The organism is Amaricoccus solimangrovi (genome assembly GCF_006385685.1).
Lineage (GTDB): Bacteria > Pseudomonadota > Alphaproteobacteria > Rhodobacterales > Rhodobacteraceae > Amaricoccus > Amaricoccus solimangrovi.
The window spans coordinates 27900-51611 of the sequence record NZ_VFRP01000005.1; the positions used below are offsets into that span (position 1 = coordinate 27900).

Below are 23712 nucleotides of genomic sequence, written 5' to 3' on the forward strand. Positions count from 1 at the left end.
GGAGGAAAACCGAATGACCACCGTCCTCAGCCGCCCCGGGGGCCTGCATGCGATCGAGAACGCCTCCCGCGACGAGATCGCGGGGCTCCAGCTCGAGCGGATGAAATGGTCCGTCCGCCACGCCTACGAGAACTCCGCCTTCTACCGGAAGCGGTTCGACGAGCACGGCGTGCATCCGGACGACCTCGTGACCCTCGCCGATCTCGCGAAATTCCCTTTCACCGTGAAGCAGGATCTGCGCGACACCTATCCGTTCGGCATGTTCGCCGTGCCCCGCGAGCGGCTCTCCCGCATCCACGGCTCCTCGGGCACGACCGGCAAGCCGACCGTGGTCGGCTACACGAAGAAGGACATCGACACCTGGGCCGATCTCATCGCCCGCTCGATCTACGCCTCCGGCGGCCGCCCCGGCGACATCGCCCATATCGCCTACGGCTACGGCCTCTTCACCGGCGGCCTCGGGGCGCATTACGGCGCGGAACGCCTCGGCTGCACAGTGGTGCCGATCTCGGGCGGCATGACCGAACGGCAGGTCACGCTGATCCAGGACTTCAAGCCCCGGATCATCATGGTCACGCCCTCCTACATGCTCTCTATCCAGGACGAGTTCCGCCGTCAGGGCCTCGACCCGCGCGAGAGCTCGCTCGAGGTCGGCATCTTCGGCGCCGAGCCCTGGACGAACGCGATGCGCCAGGAGATCGAACACGCATTCGCCATGGACGCGGTCGACATCTACGGCCTCTCCGAGATCATGGGCCCCGGCGTCGCCAACGAATGCGTCGAGACCAAGGACGGGCTGCACATCTGGGAGGACCACTTCTACCCGGAGATCATCGACCCCGAGACCGGCGCGGTGCTGCCGGACGGCGAGATGGGCGAGCTCGTCTTCACGACCCTCACCAAGGAGGGGCTGCCGATGATCCGCTACCGCACCCGCGACCTCACCCGGCTCCTGCCGGGCACGGCGCGCTCGATGCGGCGGATGGAGAAGGTCACCGGCCGCTCCGACGACATGATCATCCTGCGCGGCGTCAACGTCTTTCCGACCCAGATCGAGGAGCAGATCCTGAAATGCGCCGGTCTCGCGCCGCATTTCCAGATCGAGCTGGTCCGCGAAGGGCGGATGGACGGCATGATCGTCCATGTCGAAGCCAACGCGGCGGCCGCCGCGCCGGAAGCCCGCGCCGCCTCGGCGAAGGAACTCGCCCATCACATCAAGAGCGTCGTCGGGGTCTCGACGAAGATCGACGTCTGCGCGCCCGACGGCGTGGCCCGCTCCGAGGGCAAGGCGAAGCGGGTTCTGGACAACCGCGCCAAAGCATGATGAGTTGACCGGCCAGACGGACAACTAATTCTCGGGAGGGGCCCGCGCGGGCCTCTCCCTTTTGGGCGTTTCCGCGCCCCCGCGTAAGGACGATACCCACCATGGCACGGACCCGCGCCAGCGATTTCGAGGAAAAGCAGCAGGGCATTCTGGAGGGCGCCGCCGCCGTCTTCGCCGAGCAGGGCATGGACAAGGCCTCGATGGCGCAGATCGCGAGCCATTGCCACGTCTCAAAGGCCCTGCTCTACCACTACTATCCGAGCAAGGACCAACTCATCTTCGCGATCATCCACGGCCATCTGGTGGAACTCGAAGCAGCGGTCGCGCTGTCGGTCGATCCCGCGCTGCCACCAGAGGAACTGCTCGGCCAGATGGTCGGCGTCGTGCTGGAGAAATATCGCGGCGCCGACGACGCGCACCGCGTCCAGCTCATCGGCGCCGGCACGCTCTCGGAGGAGCAGCGGGCCGAGATCCAGGCGGTGGAGCGCAAGATCGTGCGCCATTTCTCGACCGTGATCCGCGCGATCAACCCCGCGCTCGACCGGCCCGATCGTCCGCTGCTGATGCCGGTCACGATGTCGCTCTTCGGAATGATGAACTGGGTCTACATGTGGTTCCGCGACGGCGGCGCCATCAGCCGCGCCGATTACGCCGGCGTCGCCACGACGCTGATCCTGCGCGGCATCCGCGAGGTGCGCTAACTGCGCGAGGCTCAGTCCCCGAGCTTGCGCCGCTCGACGCTCAGCGGCTCATGCGCGGGAGCGCGTGCGCGGCGGCGGTCCGGCTCCGGCGCGGCGAGCGGCTCGGCCCGCGCGAGCTTGTCCCGCGCCTCGAGCGCGAGGCGCTGGTAGACGCCCGTGCCCCTGGTCTTCCAGGCAACCTCCTCGTCCGAAAGCTGGCGCACGACCTTCGCGGGCGAGCCGAGCGCGAGGGCGCGCGGCGGGATCCGCGCCCCGGCCTTCACGAAGGCCATCGCCCCGACGATCGCCTCGGCGCCGACCTCGGCCTCGTCCATCACCACCGCGTTCATCCCCACCATCGCGTTCCGCCCGATCCGGCAGCCGTGCAGCACCGTGCCATGGCCGATATGGCCGGAAGGCTCGACCACCACCCCGAGGTTCGGGAAGGCATGCACCACGCATGTCTCCTGCACATTGGCCCCCGCCCCGATCTCGATCCGGCCGAAGTCGCCGCGCAGCACGCACTGCGGGCCGACATAGACGCCGGGGCCGATGATGACATCGCCGATCACCGTCGCGTCCGGATGGACAAAGGCGGAAGGATCGACCACGGGGATGATCCCGTCCCACGACCAGATGCCCATGCGTTCATCTCCCTCTCAGCCTCGGGGGCGGAGGGGCGGGGCGAAGGGGCAACCCTTCCGCCTCGCCCCCGCCGGCTCACGCCTCCGGAGGCCAGGTCTTCGCGACCATCGTGAGCACGTCGTATTGCGCGACGGTCTCGCCCTTCTGGTTCGTCACCTGACAATCCCAGCGCACCTCGCCATGATCGGCGCTGGCGCGGGGGTTGATCTCCTTCGCGGTCAGCCGGACGCCGAGCGTGTCGCCGGGATAGACCGGCGTCAGGAACCGCAGGTTGTCCACGCCGTAGTTCGCGAGCACCGGACCTGGCGCCGGATCGACGAAGAGCCCGGCGGCGAAGGAGACGATCAGGTAACCATGCGCCACCCGGCCGTCGAAGAACGGATTGGCCCGGGCAGCCGCCTCGTCCATATGCGCGTAGAAGGTGTCGCCGGTGAATTCGGCGAAATGCTCGATGTCTTCGAGCGTCACTTCCCGGGTCGCGGTCACGAGCTGGTCGCCGATCCGAAGCTCCGCGAGTGACTTGCGGAACGGATGCGCGCCGCCAGTCTCCGCGTCCGCGCCCTCGATCCAGCGGCCGGTGACGGCCGAGAGCAGGCGCGGCGCGCCCTGGACGGCGGTGCGCTGCATGTAGTGCTTCACGCCCCGCATGCCGCCCATTTCCTCGCCGCCGCCCGCGCGGCCCGGGCCGCCGTGGACGAGGACCGGAAGCGGCGAGCCGTGGCCGGTCGAGGATTTCGCGCTCAGCCGGTTGCCGATCAGCACCCGCCCATGGAACGGCGCGAGCCCGAGCACGACTTCCTCGGCAACCGCCTTGTCGTCGGTGAAGACCGAGGCGACCAACGAGCCCCGGCCGCGCTTGGCGAGCGCCACGGCCTCGTCGAGATCGTCATAGGGCATCACGGTCGAGACCGGGCCGAAGGCTTCGACGTCGTGGATCGCGCTCTTGGAGAGCGGGTTCTCGGCGTAGAGCACCACCGGATGGAGGAAGGCGCCTTTCTCGACGTCACCCGAGTTCACTCGCACCTCGTCGGGATTGCCCGCGACGATCTCGGCCTCCCGCTGCAATTCGCGGATGCGCTCGCGCACCTCGCGCCGCTGGTCGAGGCTCGCGAGCGGTCCCATCCGGGTCGCCTCGTTGGCCGGATCGCCGAGCGCGGTCTTGCCGAGCCGGTCGCCGAGCGCCGCCACCAGCGCCTCTGTGAAGGCGCGCGGCGCGATCACGCGGCGGATCGCGGTGCATTTCTGCCCCGCCTTCGCCGTCATCTCGCGCGCGACTTCCTTCACGAAGAGGTCGAATTCCGGCGTGCCCGGCCCCGCGTCGGGGCCGAGGATCGCGGCGTTCAGGCTGTCCGCCTCCATCGTGAAGCGGACGGAGTTCTCCACGATCGCGGGGCTGGTCTTGAGCTTCCGCCCGGTCCAGGCCGATCCGGTGAAGGTCACGACGTCCTGCTCGGCCACATGGTCGAGCAGATCCCCCGTGGAGCCCGCGATGAGCTGGATCGCGCCCTCTGGCAGGATGCCGGACTCGACGATCCGGCGGACCACCAGTTCGGTCAGATAGGCGGTCTGGCTCGCCGGCTTCACGATCGAGGGCATGCCGGCGATGAAGGTGGGTGCCACCTTCTCCAGCATCCCCCAGACCGGGAAGTTGAAGGCGTTGATGTGCACCGCCACGCCTTCGAGCGCCGTCAGGATATGCTGCGCCGAGAAGGAATTGTCGCGCGACAGCGGCTCGACGTCGCCATCGATGAGAACGCGCGTGTTCGGCAGTTCCCGCCGGGCCTTCGAGGCATAGGAGAGCAGCGTGCCCGCGCCCCCCTCGATGTCGATCCAGCCGTCAGCCCGCGTCGCGCCGGTGGCGAGGCTCTCGGCGTAGAACTCCTCCTTGAGCTCCATGAGCTTCAGGCCGAGCGCCTTCAGCATCAGCGCCCGCTCGTGGAAGGAGAGCTTGCGCAGCTTCGGGCTCACCACCTCGCGGCCATAAGCCAGCGCGGCGGCGAAATCGGCGCCGGAGGAATCGATCGTGGCGACGGGCGCGCCGGTCGCGGCGTTGAGGAGCGTCTGGGCCTTGCCCGCGCCCTTCACCCATTCGCCGCCGAGATAGCTCCGGAGTTCGCGGGGCTTCGTTGTCACGTCAACGGTCATGGTCCTCTTCCTCAGTCGAGGCCGAGCGGCGCGAGCGCGCGCTGAACCGAAGTGGTCCAGTCGGCGAGCAGCGCCTCGTTCGGGCGGTGGCGAAGGCCGAAGCGCCGCAGCGTCTCGTACCGGGCGGAATTCTGCGCGCCGAAACTGTCGGCGACCCTCGGGCGCCAGTAGGCGATCGAGGCCTTCGCGGCCGCGCGGCCTTCCTCGGTCGCGGCGATCTCGGCGAGGCCGGTCAGGCCAAGCTCGGTGTGGCGCTTCTCGCGCGGGGCGATCTCGCGGAGCACCTCGGCGAGCGGCGCGTAGGAGACCTTGCCCATCTCCTCGAGCGTCACGGCGGCGGCGAGGCCCTGGAGCACGTTCATCACCACCGCGTCCACCCAGCCCGAGATCGGGTAGTGAAAGACGGCGAGACGGAGGTCGTCGCCATGGCGCGCCCGGCCGAGCTCCGCGTCGCGCGGCAGCCGGTCGGCCCAGGGGTGATGCGCGGCGTAACGCCCCTCGTCGGCGCCGAAATCGCCCATCAGATCGAGCACCCGGCCCGCGTGATCGGCCTTTTCGAGCGTGATCCGGCTCGCCGCGATCCGCGCCGTGATCCCCGGCGCCGCGTTCACCGTGTCGGCGAAGCCCGCCGAGGCCGCGAGCTCGCTGTCGACGAAGCTCGCCATCAGCCGCAGCAGCTCGCCCCGGTAACGGGGGGGCACGTTCGCGGGCGAGGTGAGCTGGCCGCCCCGCGCGAGATAGTCCTCGATCGGCATCGCGGCCGGTTCGGTCGTATCGGTCATCTCTCCCTCCCTCACTGGTCGTAGCTGACGACGACCTTGTCGCTCAGAGGGAAGCACTGGCAGGTCAGCACATAGCCCTGCTTCACTTCGTAATCCTCGAGCGCGTGGTTGATGGCCATCTCGGTCTCGCCTTCCAGCACCTTGGCGCGGCAGGTCGAGCAGACGCCGGCCTTGCAGGCATAGGGCGCGTCGATATTGGCCTCGAGCGCCGCGTCGAGCAGGCTCACCCCCGCCTTCGGCATCCGGAAGCTCCGGGTCGCGCCGTCGAGCGTCACCGTCGCCTCGGTCGAATTCGAGGTCGAGACCTCGGCCGAGACCACGCGCTTCTTCGCCCGCCCCGGCTGGCCGGAGGCGAAGAGCTCGAACTTGATCTGCTCTTCCGAGAGCCCGTGCTCCTTCAGGGCACCGGCGATCGCGAGCATCATCGGCTCCGGCCCGCAGATGAAGGCGGTGTCGATGCTGGGCAGGTCGATCCAGGACTTGAACAGCGCCCCGCATTTGGCCGCGTCCACCCGACCCGTGAAAAGGTCGATGTCCTGCGCCTCGGATTCGAGCACATGGATGATCGAGAGCCGCCCGAGATAGCGGTTCTTCAGATCGTCGAGTTCCTCGCGGAACATGATCGAGCTGATCTGCCGGTTCGCATAGACTAGGGTGAAGGTCGAGGCGGGCTCCGCCGCGAGCACCGTCTTGATGATCGAGAGCACCGGCGTGATGCCCGAGCCGCCGGCGAAGCCGAGATAGTTCCGCGCCGCGTCGGGATCGAGCGCGGTGAAGAACCGGCCCATCGGCGGCATGGCCTCGATCGTGGCGCCGGCCCGGAGCTCCTCGTTCGCCCAGGTCGAGAAGGCGCCGCCATCGACGCGCTTGATGCCGACCTGAAGGAAACCGTCGTCCTTGCCCGCGCAGATCGAATAGCTGCGGCGGAGCTCGTCCTCGTCGAACCTGCGGCGGAAGGTCAGGTACTGGCCTTGGGTGAAATCGAACAGCGCGGCGTCCTCGTCGCGCGGCTTGAGGGTGACGACGACGGCGTCGCGCGTTTCCTTGCGGACGTCGACGACATCGAGGGAATGGAAGCGTGCCATTTCTTTGTCTCCGGTCCGCTCAGATGCACTTGAAGTAGTCGAAGGGTTCGAGGCAGTCGTCGCAGCGATAGCTCGCCTTGCAGGGGGTCGAGCCGAACTGACTGACCTTGCTCGTATGCGACGAGCCGCAGCGCGGGCAGGCCACCACGCGGTTGCCGCCTGCGAGGCGGTCGATCCGCCCCATCAGCCGCCCGTCCGCCGCCGTGCCATCGATCGGCGGCGCGATCCCGTAGGCGCGCAGCTTCTCGCGGCCCTCCGCGCTGATCCAGTCGGTGGTCCAGGGCGGCGAGATCTGGCGCTTCAGGCGCAGCTTCCCGATCCCCTTGCCCCTGAGCGCCGTCTCGATATCGAGATTGATGATCGAGGTGGCGGGGCAGCCGGTATAGGTCGGCGTCACTGTGACGACGAGCGTGTCGTCGTCCCAGGCGACATCGCGGATGATGCCGAGATCGGTGAGCGAGATCACCGGGATCTCCGGATCCGGGACATGGCTCAGCCAGTCCCAGACCTCGGCGGTGCTGGGTTGGGTCGCTGTCATCATCGGATCCCGTCCTACCAGGAGCTGCCGGGATAGGCGCGCTGCAGGAACTGCATCTCGGCGAGGATGTAGCCGAGGTGCTCGGTATGGACGCCGCGCTTGCCGCCCTTGTGGGCGAAGGTCGAGGCGGGCACCGCGAGCGTCGCCTGTTCCAGCACGTCGCGCACCGTCGCTTCCCAGGCCGCGCGCAGGCTCTCCGGATCCGGGGCGATCCCGGCCTCCGCCACGGCGCGATCCTTCTCGTCGGCGGTGAACATCTCGCCGGTATAGGCCCAGAGCGCCTCGAGCGCCTCGCGCATCCGCCGGTTGCTCTCCTCGGTCCCGTCGCCGAGCCGGATCACGAGATCCGACGAGCGTTCGAGATGATAGGCCACTTCCTTCAGCGCCTTGGCCGCGATCTCGCCGACCCGGGCGTCGGTCGAGGCCGCGAGCGCGTTCAGCAACTCGAAATGCCAGGCGTCGAACAGGAACTGGCGCATGAGCGTATGGCCGAAATCACCGTTGGGCCGCTCGACGAGCAGCAGGTTGCGGAAGTCCCAGGCGTCGCGCAGATAGGCGAGATCGTCCGCCGTGCGCCCCTTGCCCTCGACCTCGGCCGCGAGGCCGAGCCACATCTGGGTCTGGCCGATCAGGTCGAGCGCGACATTGGCGAGCGCGATGTCCTCCTCGAGCGCCGGCGAATGCCCGCACCATTCGGAGACGCGGTGCCCGAGGATCAGCGTGGTATCGCCGAGCCGGAGCAGGAATTCGAGGAAGGCGTCCTGATCCACATCCGGGGTCGGGATCTCGGTGTGATGGGAGTGAGCCGCCGCCTCGCGCGCGAGCTCCGCCACATCGGGCGTGTTCATGTCGGGAAGCGAGGGCATCTCACATATGCCCCACTTCTTCGGGGATGTCGTAGAAGGTCGGGTGACGGTAGACCTTCGAATTCGCCGGCTCGAACAGCGGACCCTTATCCGACGGGCTCGACGCGGTGATCGCGGCCGAGGGCACCACCCAGATCGACACGCCCTCGTTGCGGCGGGTGTAGACGTCGCGGGCATTGTTGATCGCCATCTCGGCGTCCGGCGCGTGCAGGCTGCCCACATGGCGGTGGTTCAGCCCGTGCTGGCCCCGGATGAAGACTTCCCAGAGCGGCCATTCCTTGGACATTGCAATCTCCCTAAACTCGGGCCGCGCCTTCGGGCGGCGCTTTCCTGGCTTTTATTCGGCGGCGAGCGGCGCCTTGCGGGCGGCCGCCTTCTCGGCGTGGGCGACAAGCCCCTCGCGGAACCAGGCGCCGTCGTCCCAGGCCTTCACCCGGGCGCCGAGCCGGTCCTTGTTGCAGGGGCCGTTGCCCGCGATCACGTCGAAGAATTCCGACCAGTCCGGCTCGGAGAAGTCATAGCCGCCCTTCTCCTCGTTCCACTTCAGCTCCGGATCGGGGATGGTCAGCCCGAGATACTCGGCCTGCGGCACGGTCTGGTCGACGAACTTCTGCCGAAGCTCGTCATTGGTGTTCATCTTGATCTTCCAGGCCATCGACTGCGCCGAATGCACCGAGTCCTTGTCGGACGGACCGAACATCATCAGCGACGGATACCAGAGCCGGTTCAACGCATCCTGCGCCATCGCCTTCTGCTGGGGCGTCCCCGCGCACATCTTCATCATCACGGCGTAGCCCTGCCGCTGGTGGAAGCTCTCCTCCTTGCAGATCCGGATCATCGCCCGGGAATACGGCCCGAAGGAGGTCCGCTGCAGCGGCACCTGATTCATGATCGCCGCGCCATCGACCAGCCAGCCGACCGCGCCCATGTCGGCCCAGGTCAGCGTCGGATAGTTGAAGATGGACGAGTATTTCATCTTGCCCCTGTGCAGGAGCTCCATCAGCTCGTCGCGGCTCACGCCCAGCGTCTCCGCCGCGCAGTAGAGATAGAGCCCGTGCCCCGCCTCGTCCTGGACCTTGGCGAGCAGGATCGCCTTGCGCTCCAGCGTCGGCGCGCGGGTGATCCAGTTGCCCTCCGGGAGCTGGCCCACGATCTCGGAATGCGCGTGCTGACCGATCTGGCGGATCAGCGTCTTGCGATAGCCCTCCGGCATCCACTCCTTGGGCTCGATCTTCTCGCCCCGGTCGATGCGCTCCTGAAAGGCGCGTTCCTCGGGGCTCATCTCCTCGGGCTTCTTCAGGCCGTCGGTCTGGACCAGCTGGGCATACATGGGCTTTCCTCCTCAGACGCGCTCGATGATCGCGGCGATCCCCTGCCCCACGCCGATGCACATGGTGCAGAGCGCGTAGCGGCCGCCGCGGCGGTGCAGCTCGTACATGGCGGTGGTGACCAGCCGCGCTCCCGACATGCCGAGCGGGTGGCCCATCGCGATCGCGCCGCCATTGGGGTTAACATGCTCCGCGTCGTCGGGCAGGCCAAGCTCCCTCAGCGTGGCGAGCCCCTGCGCCGCGAAGGCTTCGTTGAGTTCGACCACGTCCATCTGGCCGATCGTGAGGCCGGCGCGCGCCAGCACGCGCTTCGCCGCCGGTGCCGGGCCGATGCCCATGATCCGGGGCTCGACGCCCGCCGCCGCCATCGCGACCACCCGCGCCTTCGGCGTCAGCCTATGCGACTTCGCCGCCGCCTCGGAGGCGACGACGAGCGCCGCGGCGCCGTCATTGACGCCCGAGGCATTGCCCGCCGTCACGCTCAGGTCGGGTCCGTTGACGCCCCGGAGCTTCGCCAGCGTCTCGACCGTGGTGCCGGGGCGCGGATGTTCGTCGGTATCGACCACGATCGGATCGCCCTTCCGGGGCGTGATCGTCACCGGCGCGATCTCGTCGCGGAACTTGCCCGCCTTCTGGGCCGCCTCCCAGCGCGCCTGGCTGCGCGCGGCGAAGGCGTCCTGATCGGCGCGGGAAACATTGTAATCGGCCGCCACGTTGTCGGCGGTCTGTGGCATCGAGTCGACGCCGAATTCCTGTCTCATCCTCGGATTGACGAAACGCCAGCCGATCGTCGTGTCATAGACCGCGTTGGCGCGCGAGAAGGCGCTCTCGGCCTTCGGCATCACGAAGGGGGCGCGCGTCATGCTCTCGACGCCGCCGGCGAGCATGAGATCGGCGTCGCCCGCCCGGATCGCCCGCGCCGCCTGTCCGACCGCGTCCATGCCCGAGCCGCAGAGCCGGTTGATCGTCGTGCCCGGGACCGCGACCGGCAGCCCCGCCAGCAGCACGGCCATCCGGCCGACATTGCGGTTGTCCTCGCCCGCCTGATTGGCGCAGCCGTAGATCAGATCGTCCACCTCTTCCCAGCGAACGCCGGGATTGCGCTCCATCAGCGCCTTGAGCGGTATCGCCGCCAGATCGTCGGCGCGCACACTCGCGAGAGCTCCCGCGTAGCGTCCGATCGGGGTCCTGACCGCGTCGCAGATAAAGGCTTCCGCCATCCGTTTCCCTCCCCGGGTGAGTCGTCTGTTTGGTTGTCACGACATTAGCCGACCGTTCGGTCAATGTATAGCGAAAAATGTCACACTGATCGTCGAAACCGTGGACATCATGTGACGCTTTTGAAAAGCTTGGGTTGCCTGGCCGAGGGAGGGATCATGATCGACGCGGCGACGGCCGAACCGGCGGCCGTTCTCACCGCCTGGCGCTACGAGGCGGCGCGGATCAGCGCGGCCGCCGTCGTCGTCACGCTCTATGGGGACGTGGTCGCGCCTCGGGGCGGCGAGCTCTGGACCGGGAACATCATAGAGACGCTGGCGATGGCCGGGATCACCGAGACGCGTGTGCGGACCGCGCTGAGCCGGCTCGTCGCCGCCGGTCAGCTCGAGGGTGCGAAAGTGGGCAGGCGCAGCTACTATCGCCTGACGCCGGCGGCGGAGCGGGAGTTCGCCCTTGCCGCGCGACTCATCTACGCGCCCGTCGAGCCGCCGCCCCAACGCGGCTGGCATCTCGTGCTGCTACCCGACGGCGAGCGAGAGACCCACGCCCCGGCGCTCGCCCGCGCGCGCTTCGGCTTCGCCCTCCCCCAGCTCGCGGTGCTGCCCGACCGGGGGGAGCCGCTCCCGCCCCTGCCCGGGACGCATTTTCGCGCCACCACGGCCGACGATTTCGCCCTCGCCAGGGCCTGGCAGCTCGACGCCCTGGCGGAGCGGACACGGCGTTTCATCGACTTCTTCGCGGGTCTCGAAGCCCGCGCCGCCACGCCGGACCAAGCCTTGGGCCTGCGGCTCGCGCTGACTCACGCTTTCCGGGAAATCGCGCTGCGCGACCCCCACCTGCCGCCCGGGCTGCTGCCAGCCGACTGGCCCGGCTCCGCCGCGCGCCGTCTCTTCGTCGAGCTCTATCTCGCCCTGTCCCCCGCCACCGAGGAGATCATCTCCACCCGCTTCAAAGACCGCGTCGGCCCGCTCCGGCCGAACCGCGAGCGCCTCGACCGGAGGATCCGCGACCTCAAGGGCGAGCCGCTCACGGAGTGAGGGGCATTCGGTTCCATGGCGAACCTCCCGGCGCGACCGAGGTAGCAGGGGCGGACCGCCTCCTCGGCGCCGCGGCGCTTTCTGGCCACTGGGTGCCACAAACCGCTGTCCGGTCCGCCTTTCTCTAATATCTGGTAAGTCCATGCGCGCCTTCAAACCTCGGACCGGCCGCCGCTCGAATATACACGAGCGCGCCGGCTCGATCGAAAAATTCACGGCCGCGCCGACGTCCCCCATCGGCGGAACGCCGCAAGCTCCACGCCAGCGGAAATTCCCCCAGGCGCCCGACGGAGCGCGCGAGCGTCAGCCTTACCCAGGAGCGGCGCCCGGGGGCTCTCCGGTTGTCAAACGAACTGGGGATTTGACCCCGTTGCCGCGCCGAAGAACTGACCCCTGTTCATGATGCTAAGCAGATGATCGAGGGGCGGGTGGTCAACCAGCGCCGTATTATCGCGTCACCGCCTGGAGTAGCGCGAGATCCTTCGCCTTCGACGCCCTGCACGGGATCGGGCTGGTGCGCTCGGTCACGCCGGCGGGCCGCGCCCGCGTCTACAACCTCGCAGTCCATGAAGATGAAAGCTACACAGCCGATGGAATCGCCGTCCACAATTGCCAGCCTTTCAGCGCGACAGGCGGCGGCCTCGGGTTTGATGACGAGCGGCATCTCTGGCCCGCCGTCTTCCATCTCGTCGACACCCTCCGCCCTGACCTCGTCCTTGGCGAGCAGGTTGCGAGCGCGGCCGGGCTCCGCTGGCTCGATCTTGTTTCGGCTGACCTGGAGGGAGCGGGCTACGCCGTCGGGGCGCTCGATCTGTGCGCTGCGGGCTTCGGCCCGGCATGGGGGGAGGGGAGCGACGCGCAAGTCCTCCGGGCCGCGCTTCGCACTTGTCCCGATCCCATGGTCGCCTGGGACCTGCGCGATTTTGCCGATTGGGCTGACCGGAACCTCGTGGTGGGCGGCGCTCACGCCCGGAGCCGGCTCTACTGGTGCGGCCGCGCCAGGCGGGGCGATTCCGGGGACGCCAGGCGTGTCCGGGCTCTGGCCGCCGCGGAGCTGGCCGACGCCCCGGGCGAGCGACGGCGCGAAGAACGTCCGGACCCGCGAGGGCGCGCTCCGGGAGATCGCCCGGAAGGGCGCGCCGCGGGATCTGGCCTCGGTGGCGGTGATCACCAGCGGCTTGCCGGAGAGGACGGCTGCGTCCGGCCGGCTGAGCCCGGAGCTTTCCCGCTGGCTCATGCGTATCCCGGCCGCCTGGGACGCCTGCGCGCCTACGGCAACGCCCTCGACGCCGCGACCGCGCAGGCCTTCGTCGAAGCGGTGACGGCCGAGCTCGCCGGCTAGGCCAGCGCCTCCGCCACCATCTCGGGGTGGCGCGCGATCACCCGGACATAGGCCACCGCGAAGTCCGGCGCGGTCGCGCGCGCCTGCTCCCAGTCGCGCAGGGTGCCGACCGGAACCCGGAACCGCTTCGCGAACTCGACCTGCGACAGGCCGAGGGCGGTGCGCGTCCGGCGGATCAGCCGGGCGCGCTGGCCGCGCTCCATCCCTTCCCCGGTCACGTCGAAATCTTCGGGATCGGTCGGGTCAGCGGGCATCATGATATGATCTCTCCTCACCTCTGTTGCTCCTTCTCACCGAAATGAAGCGGGGCAGGTCGTCCCACCAGACGAACAGGGCGGTAAACAGCTTCTCGTCCACGATGCCCACGACCTTGAACCTCTCCTCGCCGTCCATCTCGCGGATCGACGGGAGATCAGGTGGTCCTTATCCTCGAAGATCCGGTCGCCGAAGATCAGCGGGAGGCCGTGCCGTTTCCGGTTGATGGCGTCCTTCTTGGGGTCGAACCTGTCTGCCATGCCTCGGATTGTACGGGAATTCCGCATATGATACAACGCAAGAATTACGGGATGCCCGTAGGATCGGCACGGTGAGCTCCGCCGGCGCGGTGGCGCCGAGCGGTCAGGGGCGGAACAGGCGGCGCTTCGCGAGGTCCGCCCTGAGTTCGGCGAACTCGGCCCGGAGCTCCCCGAGCGTTTCCGCGGGGGGAGCTTGTCGCCATGATCGACCAGGGCCATCTCGTCCGGCATATGGGTGTAGACGAGGATCCACCCCGCCATGCCCTTGATCACATAGGCGCCGTCGATGAAGACGCTGTCGTCGAAGGCGTGATGCGTCACGCGAAGGACCGGCCCGCCGGCCGGAACACCGGCGCCGGAAACCGCGCCCCCTCGTCCGCCTCGCGATCGAGCGCGAGGAGGAGCGCGCCCATCTGCGCCGCGAGAAGTCCGAACGCTTCCGCCGCGCCGCCCCCCGAAGGCGAGCCGCCCGGCGCGGCGAAGATCGCCCCGACGAGTTCGCTCCGCGCGAGCATCGGCACGCCGATCTGACTCTGCGCGTCCGCGAGTCCCGGCGGCGGTATCTCCGCCGCGCCGGGCGGCTGCTCGCGGATCGCCGCGCCGAAACGGCGGAGCCGGCTCATGTCGCTCACCTTTACGACCCGGCGCGCCCGCGCCGCGCCGCGCCGCCCGCGATCCCTTCCCCGAGCTCCACCTCGGAGCCGGCGCCCGAGGCCGGGTAGCTTGCGACCGTCACCAGCGCCGACCGGCGGGATCGCGCTGAAAGAAGATGGCCGGCGCAAGGGAAACTCGCCTGCGCGCGGCCTCCCCCCGCTGTCCCCGGGGGTGCGACCCGAACACCCGGCCGCCGATCGAGCGCGCGATCCGACCGGTTCGTCGGCTCCTGGCGGCCGTCCGCGCGGGTGCTTGGCGGGTGAAGTCCGGCATCGAAGCCGTCAAGGCCGGGATCGCGACCGACCGCGTGGTGGCAACATAGCGCTCAATCAGCGCCCTGGCAGATGTAGGCGCAAAGTTAGAATGTCGCACCTGAGCAAAGTAGAATGTCAGGCTTCCCTTCCGGAATCGAGGAATTGGGGGCTGGACATGGTGCTGGTGCTGATGAGCGAGCGCGAGTTGAACCGGATCGAGGTGCTTTCGCGGATTGCCGACGGCAGCCTGTCGGTGGCCGGGGCGGCGACGCTGCTGGCGTTGAGCCCGCGACAGGTGCACCGGTTGATGCGCGCGTTCCGGCAGGACGGCGCGTTGTCGGTTCGGCACAAGGCCCGGGATCGACGCTCGAACCACCGGATCCGCGATGGCGTGCGCGACTACGCCCTGGCGCTGATCCGGGAGCAGTATGCCGACTTCGGACCGACGCTTGCCGCGGAGATGCTGGGCCGGCATCACGGCCTGGGGGTTTCCCGCGAGACCGTGCGCGGCTGGATGACGACCGCCGGCCTCTGGCTTCCGAGAGCTGAGCGGCGGCGGCTGCATCGGCCGCGGCTGCGCCGCGAGGCCGTGTGCGAGCTGATCCAGATCGACGGCTCCGCTCACCGCTGGTTCGAGGACCGCGGTCCGGCCTGCACGCTGCTCGTCTTCATCGACGACGCGACGAGCGCGCTGATGCAGCTGCGTTTCGTGCCGGCGGAGAGCACCTTCGCCTATTTCGAGGCGCTCGAACACTATCTGCGGGCGCATGGCCGACCGGTGGCGTTCTACTCCGACCGGCACTCGGTCTTCCGTGTGGCGGCCGAGGAGGCCAGAAGCGGTCACGGCATGACGCAATTCGGCCGCGCGTTGAACGAGCTCAACATTGAGATCCTGTGCGCGGCGTCGAGCCAGGCCAAGGGCCGTGTCGAACGGGCGAACCGCACGCTGCGGGACCGCCTGGTCAAGGAGCTGCGTCTCGCCGGCGTCTCCGACATCGCTTCGGGCAACGCCTTCCTCCCGGCCTTCACCGAGCGGTTCAACCGGCAGTTCGCCACGCCCCGGTCCGGCCGGACAACCTGCACCGGTCCCTGAACGTGGAACCCGACCGGCTGCGCGAGATCCTGTGCTAGCGCGACCAGCGCCATGTCAGCCAGCAGCTGAGCTTCAATTACGAACGGCGCAAGGTCATGCTCGAGGTCAACTGCTCGAGGTCAACGACGTGACCCGCAGCCTGGCCGGTCAGTATGTCGATACCTACGTCTTCCCGGACGGCCGCCTCGGCCTCGACTGGCCTCGCCCTGCCCTGCACCGTCTTCGATAAGCACCAGCGCGTCACCCACGCCGCCATCGTCGAGAGCAAGCATCTCGGCGCCGTCCTTGCCTACATCAAGGAGCAGCAGGAAAAGGCGCCGCCGGCACCGCTCCCGGCCGTCGGCAAGCAGCGTACCAGCTATACCCCGACTGGCAGGAAGTCCCCGGGCCGAAAGACCTTTGTCGACCAGATCGCCGCGCAACGACCCAACGCGGCCGCAGACGCGGCCCGCGCGGGGCCGGCCAGCCCTCCGATACTTGAGGTCTCCGGCCTGGCCGGCCCCGCTCCGCCACCGCCAGAGTGACATTTCTACTTTGCGGGCCTGCGGACATTCCAACTTGGTTGCAACAGCAGACGTCCTCACCTCGCAATGGGGATGCTGGCGGGCTCATGTTTGCCAGGCGCCAAGCATACCTTCATCTCGCAATCTTCCGACCCGAGTTGTCCTTCCGGTCGGACCTTCGCTACGAACGTTTTTTTGCGCGCTCCAGTAGGCGTGGCTTTCCCGCCGCAGGAGCTCATACGATGCGATTCGCTCGCGCGCGTCCGCGCCTCCCTGCGCGACCAGCAGTGCGATCAGCGTTTCAATGAGGGCGGTCGCGCCCGCGTAGCACCCGAAATGATGCGTCGACAGCACCGACGCGATCAGCGTCTCGTCGGCGCTGAACTCGGGCGCGACGATCTCGCTGTCCGAGATCAGCACCAGCTTCACGCCCCGCCGGCGCGCGAAGGCGCAGGCTTCGATCGTCTCGCGCGAATAGGGTGTGAAGGTGATCGCGATCATCACGTCGCCTTCACCCGCCGAATTCAGTTCGTCGATGGCCGAGCTCACATGACGCGGGATCAGCTGGAGGCTCGGCAACGCCATGCGCCCGACATAGTGGAAGTAATAGGCCATGGCGTAGCTCGCGCGCACCGCCGTCAGGTAGACCGTGCGCGCCTCGAGCAACAGCGAGACCACGCGACCGATCTTCTCCGGGGTCTGGCGGTCGAGGGTCCGGCGCACGATCGCCATCGCGTTCAGCGCGGCCTCGGCCTGCGCCTCGCCCAGGGGACCGCTTGCCCTGAGATTCCGGAGCCACGCGTCGTCTTCACCGGCCGCCGGCGCCGAGACCAGGGCATGCCGGAACGGCTCGCGCATCTCCTCGTAGCTGGCGAAGCCCAGCCTTTCGGCCATGCGCACCAATGAGTTGGTGCTGACGCCGGCCTTGCGCGCCGTCTCGCGGATGGAGTCGAGTCCGAAGTCCGAAGGGTTGTCGACGACGTGCTTCGCCACGGCGCGCAGGCCGCGCGGCAGATCCGGCAGCATCGCCTTGAGATCCGTCAGCACCCGGGTTTTCAGCGTTGGATCCATGGATCGGCTTCTCCGAGGCAAGGCAGAACGTTTGTGATTTTTATTGATTGTTGACGGGAAATGTTTTTAGCGCAAGAGATTTCGGCATCGAAGCGCTCCGGCCCCCGCCGACCAGCCCCAGGACAACCATGGCCCAGACCTTGCCCTCCCACGCCTCCGTCGTCGTAATCGGCGGCGGCATCATGGGGTGCTCGACCCTCTACCACCTCGCAAAGATGGGCGTGACGGACGCGATCCTGATCGAGCGCAACAAGCTCACCTCGGGCACGACCTGGCATTCAGCGGCGCAGGTGCGCGCGCTGCGCCACTCGCGCAACCTGACCCGCATGATCCAGTATTCGGTGCAACTCTATTCGCAGCTCGAGAAAGAGACCGGCCAGTCTGTGGGCTGGATCCAGAAGGGGTCGCTCTCGATCGCGACCAATCAGGACCGTCTCACCCACATCAGGCGGCAGGAGGCGCTGGCCCATGCCTACGGGATCGACGCGCGCTCGATCTCGGCGGGCGAGGCGAAGGAGCGCTGGCCGCTGATGAACGCGGAGGACGTGCTGGGCGCGGTCTGGTCGCCCGACGACGGCCGCGTCTCGCCCTCGGACGTCTGCGCGGCGCTGGTGAAGGGGGCCAGGGGCCTCGGCGCGAGGATCTTCGAGGACACGGGCGTCACCGGCATCCTGACCGAGAACGGCCGGGTCAGGGGGGTGGAGACCGCGCGGGGGACCGTGATGTGCGACGCGATCGCGCTCTGCGCCGGCCTCTGGTCGCGCGAGGTGGGCGCGATGGCGGGGGCCGACGTGCCGGCGCTGGCCTGCGAGCATTTCTACCTGCTGACCAAGCCGATCGAGGGCATCGTCGGCAACACCCCCACGCTCTCGGACCACGACAGCCACCTCTACATCCGCGACGACAGCGGCGGGCTTCTGGTCGGCTGCTTCGAGCCGATGGGCAAGCCGATCGCCCCGGGCGTGCTGAACGAGAGCTTCTCGTTCGGCCTGCTGCCCGAGGACTGGGACCATTTCGAGCCGATGATGGAGCTGGCGCTGCGCCGCCTGCCCGCGCTCGAGACGGCGGAGGTGAAGATGCTGCTGAACGGCCCCGAGAGCTTCACGCCGGACGGCACCTTCATGCTCGGCGAGACCGCCGAGACGCGCGGGCTGTTCCTGGGCTGCGGCATGAACTCGGTCGGCATCGCCTCGGGCGGCGGCGCCGGCATGAACCTCGCACACGCGATCATCCATGGCCGCGCCGCCTATGACCTGAGCGAGGCCGATGCCAAGCGCTTCGCGCCGGTCTTCAACTCGGTCGAGCACCTGATGGCGCGCGCCCCCGAGATCCTCGGGACGCACTACGACATCGCCTTTCCCGGGAAGCAGCTGAAGACCGCGCGCGACCTGCGCGCCCTGCCGCTCGATGCCGAATACCGGGCCGCGAAGGCCCACATGGGCCAGTTCTACGGCTGGGAACGCCCGCTGTTCTTCGGCAAGACCGCCGAACCGGCGCCGCGTTTCGACCGCCCCGACTGGTTCGAGAACGTCCGCGCCGAGGTGACGGCCGCGCATGAGAAGGCCGCGATCTTCGACGCCTCGCCCTTCGGCAAGATCGACGTCGAGGGACCGGATGCCGAGGCCTACCTGATGAAGGTCTGCTCGGGCCGGATGGACCGGGCCCCGGGCGCGGTGATCTACACCGCCATGCTCAACGACCGCGGCACCTTCGAAAGCGACCTGACGGCGCAGCGCATCGCGGCCGATCACTACCGCCTCTTCGTCGGCGCGACGGCGATCAAGCGCGACCTGTCGTGGCTGAGGAACCACTCCGAGGGCTTCGCCGTCACCCTGACCGACACGACCGAAACCTATGCCGTGCTGGGACTGATGGGCCCCGAGGCCGCGCGCGTCGCTGCGGACTGCGGCGCGCCGGAGCTGGTGGACATCGGATACTACAGGCAGGCCGGTGCCCATATCGCCGGCAAGCATGTCCGCGCCGCGCGCATGTCCTACGTCGGCGAGGCGGGATGGGAGCTGACCTGCCGCGCCGAGAACGCGCCCGCGATCTATGCCGCGCTGACCGCGGCCGGCGCCGTGCCCGCGGGCATTTTCGCCCAGACCTCGATGCGGGTCGAAAAGGGCTTCTGCGCGATGGGCCACGAGCTGGACGGCGACGTGACGCCGGTCGCGGCGGGCCTCGACTTCGCGGCGCGCAAGTCGGGCGGCTTCATCGGGGCCGACGCGCTGGACGCCGAGCGTGCCAGGGGCGCGGGCTCGCTGATGGTGTCGCTTGTGCTCGACGACGTCGCGGCGGTGCCGCTGGGCCACGAGCCGGTCTATCTGGGCGACGAGATCGTGGCCAAGACCACCTCCGCCGCCTTCGGCTACCGGGTCGGCAAGCCGGTGGCGCTGGCCTTCTGCAAGACGCCGGTCGCCGACGGGACACGGGTGAAGGTCGACATCGCCCGCGCCCTCTTCGACGCGACGGTGATCGTGGGCCCTGCCTATGATCCGACCGGCGCGCGGATGAAGGGCTGACCCCGATGGCCCGCCCGCTGATCATGGTCGCCCCGAACGGCGCCCGGCGCGGGCGGGCCGATCACCCCGCCCTGCCGGTCACCCTTCGGCGGATCGTCGAGACCGCCGCCACATGTCACGCGGCCGGGGCCGACGCGCTGCACCTGCATGTGCGCGACGCGGAGGGACGGCATTCGCTCGACGCCGGCCTCTACCGCGAGACGCTGGCCGAAATCAGCCGCGCCGCGCCCGACCTGCGTCTTCAGATCACCACCGAGGCGGCCGGGATCTTCGACGTGCCGGCGCAGCTCGCCTGCCTCGAGCGGGTACGCCCGGCCTGGGCCTCGATCGCGGCGCGCGAGATCGCCCGCGACCCGGACCTCGCGCCGCGCGTCTACGCGCTCTGCGCCGACATGGGCATTGAGACGCAGCATATCCTCTACGACACCGGCGACGTCGCGCTCTTGGCCCGCTGGCGGGCGGAAGGCATCGTGCGCCCGAAGCAGGACAGCGTGCTCTATGTCCTCGGACGCTACGCGACGGGGCAGGTCTCGGACCCCGGCGATCTCGATCCCTTCCTCGCGGCCGATCCGGACCGCGACGACTGGATGGTCTGCGCCTTCGGCCCGGCCGAGCACGCCTGCCTCGCGCGCGCGGCGCGGCTCGGCGGCAAGCTCAGGGTGGGCTTCGAGAACAGCCTGACCCGCTCCGACGGCGCGCCCCATCGCGACAACGCCGCCTCCGTCGCCGACCTCCTGAGCCTCATCGAAGGGCAATGCCAATGAGCCACGTCTTCCCGCGCCACAGCCACGCCGCGCTGCCGACCGCCGTCGGCGGTGACGGCTGCTGGCTGATCGACGCCGACGGCAAGCGCTATTTCGACGGCTCGGGCGGGGCCGCCGTCTCCTGCCTCGGCCATTCCAACGCCCGCGTCACCGAGGCGATCAAGGCGCAGCTCGACAGGATCGCCTTCGCCCACACCGGCTTCTTCACCTCGGAGCCGGCCGAGGCGCTGGCCGACCTCCTCATCGCCAACGCGCCGGGCGATCTCGACCGGGTCTATTTCGTCTCGGGCGGGTCCGAGGCGGTCGAGGCGGCGATCAAGCTCGCGCGCCAGTTCCATCTGGAGAACGGGGAGCCGGAGCGGCGCCACCTGATCGCGCGGCGCCAGAGCTACCACGGCAACACTCTGGGCGCGCTCTCGGCCGGCGGTAACGAGTTCCGCCGCGCGCAGTTCGCGCCCCTGCTGGTCGGGATGAGCCATATCGCGCCCTGCTACGAATATGCCGAGCGGGCCGAGGACGAGACGCCCGAGGCCTATGGCCAGCGCGTCGCGAACGAGCTCGAGGCCGAGATCCTGCGGCTCGGCCCCGAGACCGTGATGGCCTTCATCGCCGAGCCGGTGGTGGGCGCGACGCTGGGCGCGGTGCCGGCGGTGCCGGGCTATTTCGCCCGGGTGCGCGAGATCTGCGACACCCACGGCGTGCTGCTGATCCTCGACGAGGTGATGTGCGGCATGGGCCGCGTCGGGCATCTCTTCGCCTGCGAGGCCGAGGGCATCGCCCCGGACATCCTCTGCGTCGCCAAGGGCCTCGGCGCGGGTTACCAGCCGATCGGCGCGATGCTCTGCGCGGGCCGGATCCATGACACGATCGCGGCCGGGAGCGGTTTCTTCCAGCACGGCCACACCTATGTCGGCCATCCCGTCGCGACCGCCGCCGGCCTCGCCGTCGTGAGCGAGATCCTCGAGCGCGACCTCGTCCCCCAGGTCCGGGCGCGCGGCGCCTATCTCGAGGCCGCGCTGCGCGACCGTTTCGGGCAGAACCCGCATGTCGGCGACATTCGCGGCCGGGGCCTGTTCCGGGGCATCGAGTTCGTGGCCGACCGCGAGACGAGGCGGCCCTTCGCGCCGACGACGGGGCTCGCGGGCAGGCTGAAGAAGGCCGCCTTCGCCGAGGGGCTGATCTGCTATCCCATGCCGGGCACCCGCGACGGACGCAACGGCGACCACGTCCTGCTCGCGCCGCCGTTCATCGCCACCGAGGCCGAGCTCGACGGGATGGTCGACCGCCTCGAGCGCGCGGTGACCGCGGTGCTGGCAACGGCCGGCTGAGCGCCCGGCATCATCAGGAAGGAATGACGATGAAGATCCTGGTGCCCGTGAAGCGGGTGATCGACTACAACGTGAAGGTTCGGGTGAAGGCGGACGGGTCGGGAGTGGATCTCGCGAACGTCAAGATGAGCATGAACCCGTTCGACGAGATCGCCGTCGAGGAGGCGATCCGCCTGAAGGAGAAGGGCGTCGCGGAGGAAGTGATCGCGGTCTCCATCGGGGTGAAGCAGGCGCAGGAGACGCTGCGGACGGCGCTCGCGATGGGAGCCGATCGCGCGATCCTCGTGGTCGCCGCGGAGGATGTCGCGACCGACATCGAGCCGCTCGCGGTGGCGAAGATCCTCGCGAAGGTCGCCGAGGCCGAGGGCGCGAAGCTCGTGATCGCGGGCAAGCAGGCGATCGACAACGACATGAACGCGACCGGCCAGATGCTCGCGGCGCTCCTGGGCTGGCCGCAGGCGACCTTCGCCTCCGAACTTGCGATCGAGGGCGACAAGGCGAAGGTCACGCGCGAGGTCGACGGCGGGCTGCAGACGATCGAGGTGAAGCTGCCCGCGATCGTCACCGCCGACCTGCGGCTCAACGAGCCGCGCTATGCGAGCCTTCCGAACATCATGAAGGCGAAGAAGAAGCCGCTCGAGGAGAAGACCGCCGCCGACTACGGGGTCGATGTGACGCCCCGGCTCACCGTGGTGAAGACGACGGAGCCGAGCGTGCGCAAGGCGGGCGTCAAGGTCGGCTCGGTCGACGAGCTGATCGCGAAACTGAAGGACGAGGCGGGGGTGCTCTGATGGCGGTTCTCATTCTGGCGAAGCACGACAACGCCCATCTCAACGAGGCGACCGGCAAGGCCGTCACCGCCGCGACCGCCATGGGCGGCGACGTCACCCTGCTGGTCGCGGGCGAGAACTGCGGCGCGGTCGCCGAGGCCGCCGCGAAGCTCGGCGGTGTGACGAAGGTCATCCATGTCGAGGGCGCGGAATACGCGCACCGGCTCGCCGAGCCGCTGACCGACCTCGTGAAAGCCTTCGCGGAGGACTACGAGCACATCGTCTTCCCGGGCACCACGAGCGGCAGGAACGTCGCACCGCGCCTCGCGGCGCTCCTCGACGTGATGGTGATCTCGGAGATCACCGGCGTGGTGGCGCCCGACACGTTCGAGCGGCCGATCTATGCCGGCAACGCGATCCAGACGGTGAAATCGAGCGATCCGAAGAAGGTGATCACCGTGCGCGGCGCCTCCTTCGCCGCCCCCGGCGAGCAGGCGCCGGCGCCGATCGAGACCGCGACCGGCCCGGCCGATCCGGGGCTCTCGTCCTGGGTCGAGGACAAGACGCAGGTTTCCGACCGGCCCGAACTCGCCTCCGCGAAGATCGTCGTCTCGGGCGGGCGCGGCGTTGGCTCGGAGGAGAACTTCGCCATCGTCGCCGCGCTCGCCGACAAGCTCGGCGCCGCCGTCGGCGCCTCCCGCGCGGCGGTCGACTCAGGCTACGCCCCGAACGACTGGCAGGTCGGCCAGACCGGCAAGGTCGTCGCCCCCGACCTCTACATCGCCCTCGGCATCTCCGGCGCCATCCAGCACCTCGCCGGCATGAAGGACTCCAAGGTCATCGTCGCCATCAACAAGGACGAGGAAGCCCCGATCTTCCAGGTCGCCGACTACGGCCTCGTCGGCGACCTCTTCACCCTCGTGCCGGAAATGGCGGAGAAGCTGGGATGACGCCGCGGCCGACCGACGCTCCCCGGGCGCGCGCGCCGCTCGCGGCGCCGACGCATGCCGACCCGCTCGCGACCGGACCCGAGGCATGACCCGGTACTGCCTGACCGTCGCCTGCGTCTCGCGCCGCGGCATCGTCGCCGCCATCGCCGGCCATCTGGCCGACACCGGCTGCAACATCACCGACTCATCGCAGTTCGACGACTCGGAGACCGGCCGGTTCTTCATGCGCGTGAGCTTCGTCTCCGAGGAGAAGGCCGATCTCGCCTCGCTGCGCGAGGGGTTCGACGCGGTGGCGGAG

General features: G+C 69.0%; 23 protein-coding genes and 1 pseudogene. 11 read left to right on the plus strand and 13 right to left on the minus strand.

Features of this window, described 5'->3' with window-relative positions:
• Positions 1 to 13: 13 nt before the first annotated feature.
• Positions 14 to 1324, plus strand: coding sequence for a phenylacetate--CoA ligase PaaK (gene paaK / locus FJM51_RS07730; RefSeq protein ID WP_140453559.1), 1311 nt, complete (start codon positions 14 to 16; stop codon positions 1322 to 1324).
• Positions 1325 to 1425: 101 nt separating this feature from the next.
• On the plus strand, positions 1426 to 2025 hold the full coding sequence (locus FJM51_RS07735; protein WP_140453560.1) for a TetR/AcrR family transcriptional regulator: 600 nt from the start codon (positions 1426 to 1428) through the stop codon (positions 2023 to 2025).
• Between the two features lie 11 nt (positions 2026 to 2036).
• Here the strand turns inward: FJM51_RS07735 and FJM51_RS07740 are convergent, their stop codons facing one another.
• The 9 genes from FJM51_RS07740 to pcaF form a co-directional block, all read right to left on the minus strand.
• Positions 2037 to 2648 (minus strand): acyltransferase, encoded by a 612-nt coding sequence (locus tag FJM51_RS07740; RefSeq protein ID WP_140453561.1) that lies wholly within the window; start codon positions 2646 to 2648, stop codon positions 2037 to 2039.
• Between the two features lie 76 nt (positions 2649 to 2724).
• Positions 2725 to 4794, minus strand: a complete 2070-nt coding sequence (gene paaZ, locus FJM51_RS07745; RefSeq protein WP_140453562.1) for a phenylacetic acid degradation bifunctional protein PaaZ — start codon at positions 4792 to 4794, stop codon at positions 2725 to 2727.
• Between the two features lie 11 nt (positions 4795 to 4805).
• Positions 4806 to 5576, minus strand: a complete 771-nt coding sequence (locus FJM51_RS07750; protein ID WP_140453563.1) for a Phenylacetic acid catabolic protein — start codon at positions 5574 to 5576, stop codon at positions 4806 to 4808.
• A gap of 11 nt (positions 5577 to 5587) precedes the next feature.
• Complete coding sequence (locus tag FJM51_RS07755; protein ID WP_140453564.1) at positions 5588 to 6661, minus strand: 2Fe-2S iron-sulfur cluster-binding protein; 1074 nt, start codon at positions 6659 to 6661, stop codon at positions 5588 to 5590.
• A gap of 19 nt (positions 6662 to 6680) precedes the next feature.
• Positions 6681 to 7199, minus strand: coding sequence for a 1,2-phenylacetyl-CoA epoxidase subunit PaaD (gene paaD, locus FJM51_RS07760; RefSeq protein WP_233713034.1), 519 nt, complete (start codon positions 7197 to 7199; stop codon positions 6681 to 6683).
• 14 nt (positions 7200 to 7213) lie between these two features.
• On the minus strand, positions 7214 to 8065 hold the full coding sequence (gene paaC, locus FJM51_RS07765) for a 1,2-phenylacetyl-CoA epoxidase subunit PaaC (protein ID WP_140453566.1): 852 nt from the start codon (positions 8063 to 8065) through the stop codon (positions 7214 to 7216).
• Position 8066: 1 nt separating this feature from the next.
• Positions 8067 to 8351 (minus strand): 1,2-phenylacetyl-CoA epoxidase subunit PaaB, encoded by a 285-nt coding sequence (paaB, locus tag FJM51_RS07770; RefSeq protein ID WP_140453567.1) that lies wholly within the window; start codon positions 8349 to 8351, stop codon positions 8067 to 8069.
• Between the two features lie 51 nt (positions 8352 to 8402).
• Entirely contained in the window at positions 8403 to 9395 is a 993-nt protein-coding gene (paaA, locus tag FJM51_RS07775; protein WP_140453568.1) for a 1,2-phenylacetyl-CoA epoxidase subunit PaaA, read from the minus strand.
• 12 nt (positions 9396 to 9407) lie between these two features.
• Entirely contained in the window at positions 9408 to 10613 is a 1206-nt protein-coding gene (gene pcaF, locus FJM51_RS07780; RefSeq protein ID WP_140453569.1) for a 3-oxoadipyl-CoA thiolase, read from the minus strand.
• Positions 10614 to 10769: 156 nt separating this feature from the next.
• Between pcaF and FJM51_RS07785 the strand changes: the two genes are divergently transcribed.
• Both FJM51_RS07785 and FJM51_RS07790 read left to right on the plus strand, forming a co-directional pair.
• Positions 10770 to 11648, plus strand: coding sequence for a PaaX family transcriptional regulator C-terminal domain-containing protein (locus tag FJM51_RS07785; protein WP_181164481.1), 879 nt, complete (start codon positions 10770 to 10772; stop codon positions 11646 to 11648).
• 514 nt (positions 11649 to 12162) lie between these two features.
• The gene (locus FJM51_RS07790; protein WP_140453571.1) at positions 12163 to 12990 is read left to right on the plus strand and encodes a DNA cytosine methyltransferase; all 828 of its coding nucleotides are present in this window, start codon (positions 12163 to 12165) and stop codon (positions 12988 to 12990) included.
• Here the strand turns inward: FJM51_RS07790 and FJM51_RS07795 are convergent.
• The 3 genes from FJM51_RS07795 to FJM51_RS07805 all read right to left on the minus strand — a co-directional run bounded on the left by FJM51_RS07795 (position 12987) and on the right by FJM51_RS07805 (position 14128).
• Positions 12987 to 13247, minus strand: coding sequence for a helix-turn-helix domain-containing protein (locus FJM51_RS07795; RefSeq protein ID WP_233713036.1), 261 nt, complete (start codon positions 13245 to 13247; stop codon positions 12987 to 12989). The two genes, FJM51_RS07790 and FJM51_RS07795, sit on opposite strands and share 4 nt — an antisense overlap.
• The gene (locus FJM51_RS24330) at positions 13234 to 13383 is read right to left on the minus strand and encodes a BrnT family toxin (protein WP_233713038.1); all 150 of its coding nucleotides are present in this window, start codon (positions 13381 to 13383) and stop codon (positions 13234 to 13236) included. Before FJM51_RS24330 ends, FJM51_RS07795 begins: the two co-directional genes overlap by 14 nt.
• Positions 13384 to 13822: 439 nt before the next feature.
• Positions 13823 to 14128 carry a hypothetical protein gene (locus tag FJM51_RS07805; RefSeq protein ID WP_140453573.1) on the minus strand — a complete coding sequence of 102 codons (306 nt, stop codon included), beginning with the start codon at positions 14126 to 14128 and terminating at the stop codon, positions 13823 to 13825.
• Between the two features lie 460 nt (positions 14129 to 14588).
• Between FJM51_RS07805 and FJM51_RS07810 the strand changes: the two are divergent.
• Positions 14589 to 16030: pseudogene (locus FJM51_RS07810) on the plus strand (ISNCY family transposase).
• An 84-nt stretch (positions 16031 to 16114) separates the two neighbouring features.
• Here the strand turns inward: FJM51_RS07810 and FJM51_RS07815 are convergent.
• Positions 16115 to 17080, minus strand: a complete 966-nt coding sequence (locus FJM51_RS07815; RefSeq protein WP_140453574.1) for a MurR/RpiR family transcriptional regulator — start codon at positions 17078 to 17080, stop codon at positions 16115 to 16117.
• Between the two features lie 128 nt (positions 17081 to 17208).
• Here FJM51_RS07815 and FJM51_RS07820 point away from each other — a divergent pair, with 128 nt between their 5' ends.
• From FJM51_RS07820 to FJM51_RS07845, 6 genes are all read left to right on the plus strand, one after another.
• Positions 17209 to 19602 carry a GcvT family protein gene (locus FJM51_RS07820; protein ID WP_140453575.1) on the plus strand — a complete coding sequence of 798 codons (2394 nt, stop codon included), beginning with the start codon at positions 17209 to 17211 and terminating at the stop codon, positions 19600 to 19602.
• Between the two features lie 5 nt (positions 19603 to 19607).
• On the plus strand, positions 19608 to 20366 hold the full coding sequence (locus FJM51_RS07825) for a beta-keto acid cleavage family enzyme (protein ID WP_140453576.1): 759 nt from the start codon (positions 19608 to 19610) through the stop codon (positions 20364 to 20366).
• Positions 20363 to 21694: an aspartate aminotransferase family protein gene (locus tag FJM51_RS07830; RefSeq protein ID WP_140453577.1), complete on the plus strand. Its 1332-nt coding sequence runs from the start codon at positions 20363 to 20365 to the stop codon at positions 21692 to 21694. Before FJM51_RS07825 ends, FJM51_RS07830 begins: the two co-directional genes overlap by 4 nt.
• 29 nt (positions 21695 to 21723) lie before the next feature.
• Positions 21724 to 22485: an electron transfer flavoprotein subunit beta/FixA family protein gene (locus FJM51_RS07835; RefSeq protein ID WP_140453582.1), complete on the plus strand. Its 762-nt coding sequence runs from the start codon at positions 21724 to 21726 to the stop codon at positions 22483 to 22485.
• Positions 22485 to 23414, plus strand: coding sequence for an electron transfer flavoprotein subunit alpha/FixB family protein (locus FJM51_RS07840; protein WP_140453578.1), 930 nt, complete (start codon positions 22485 to 22487; stop codon positions 23412 to 23414). Before FJM51_RS07835 ends, FJM51_RS07840 begins: the two co-directional genes overlap by 1 nt.
• A gap of 85 nt (positions 23415 to 23499) precedes the next feature.
• On the plus strand, positions 23500 to 23712 hold a 213-nt coding region (locus tag FJM51_RS07845; RefSeq protein WP_368733478.1), incomplete at its 3' end, for an ACT domain-containing protein.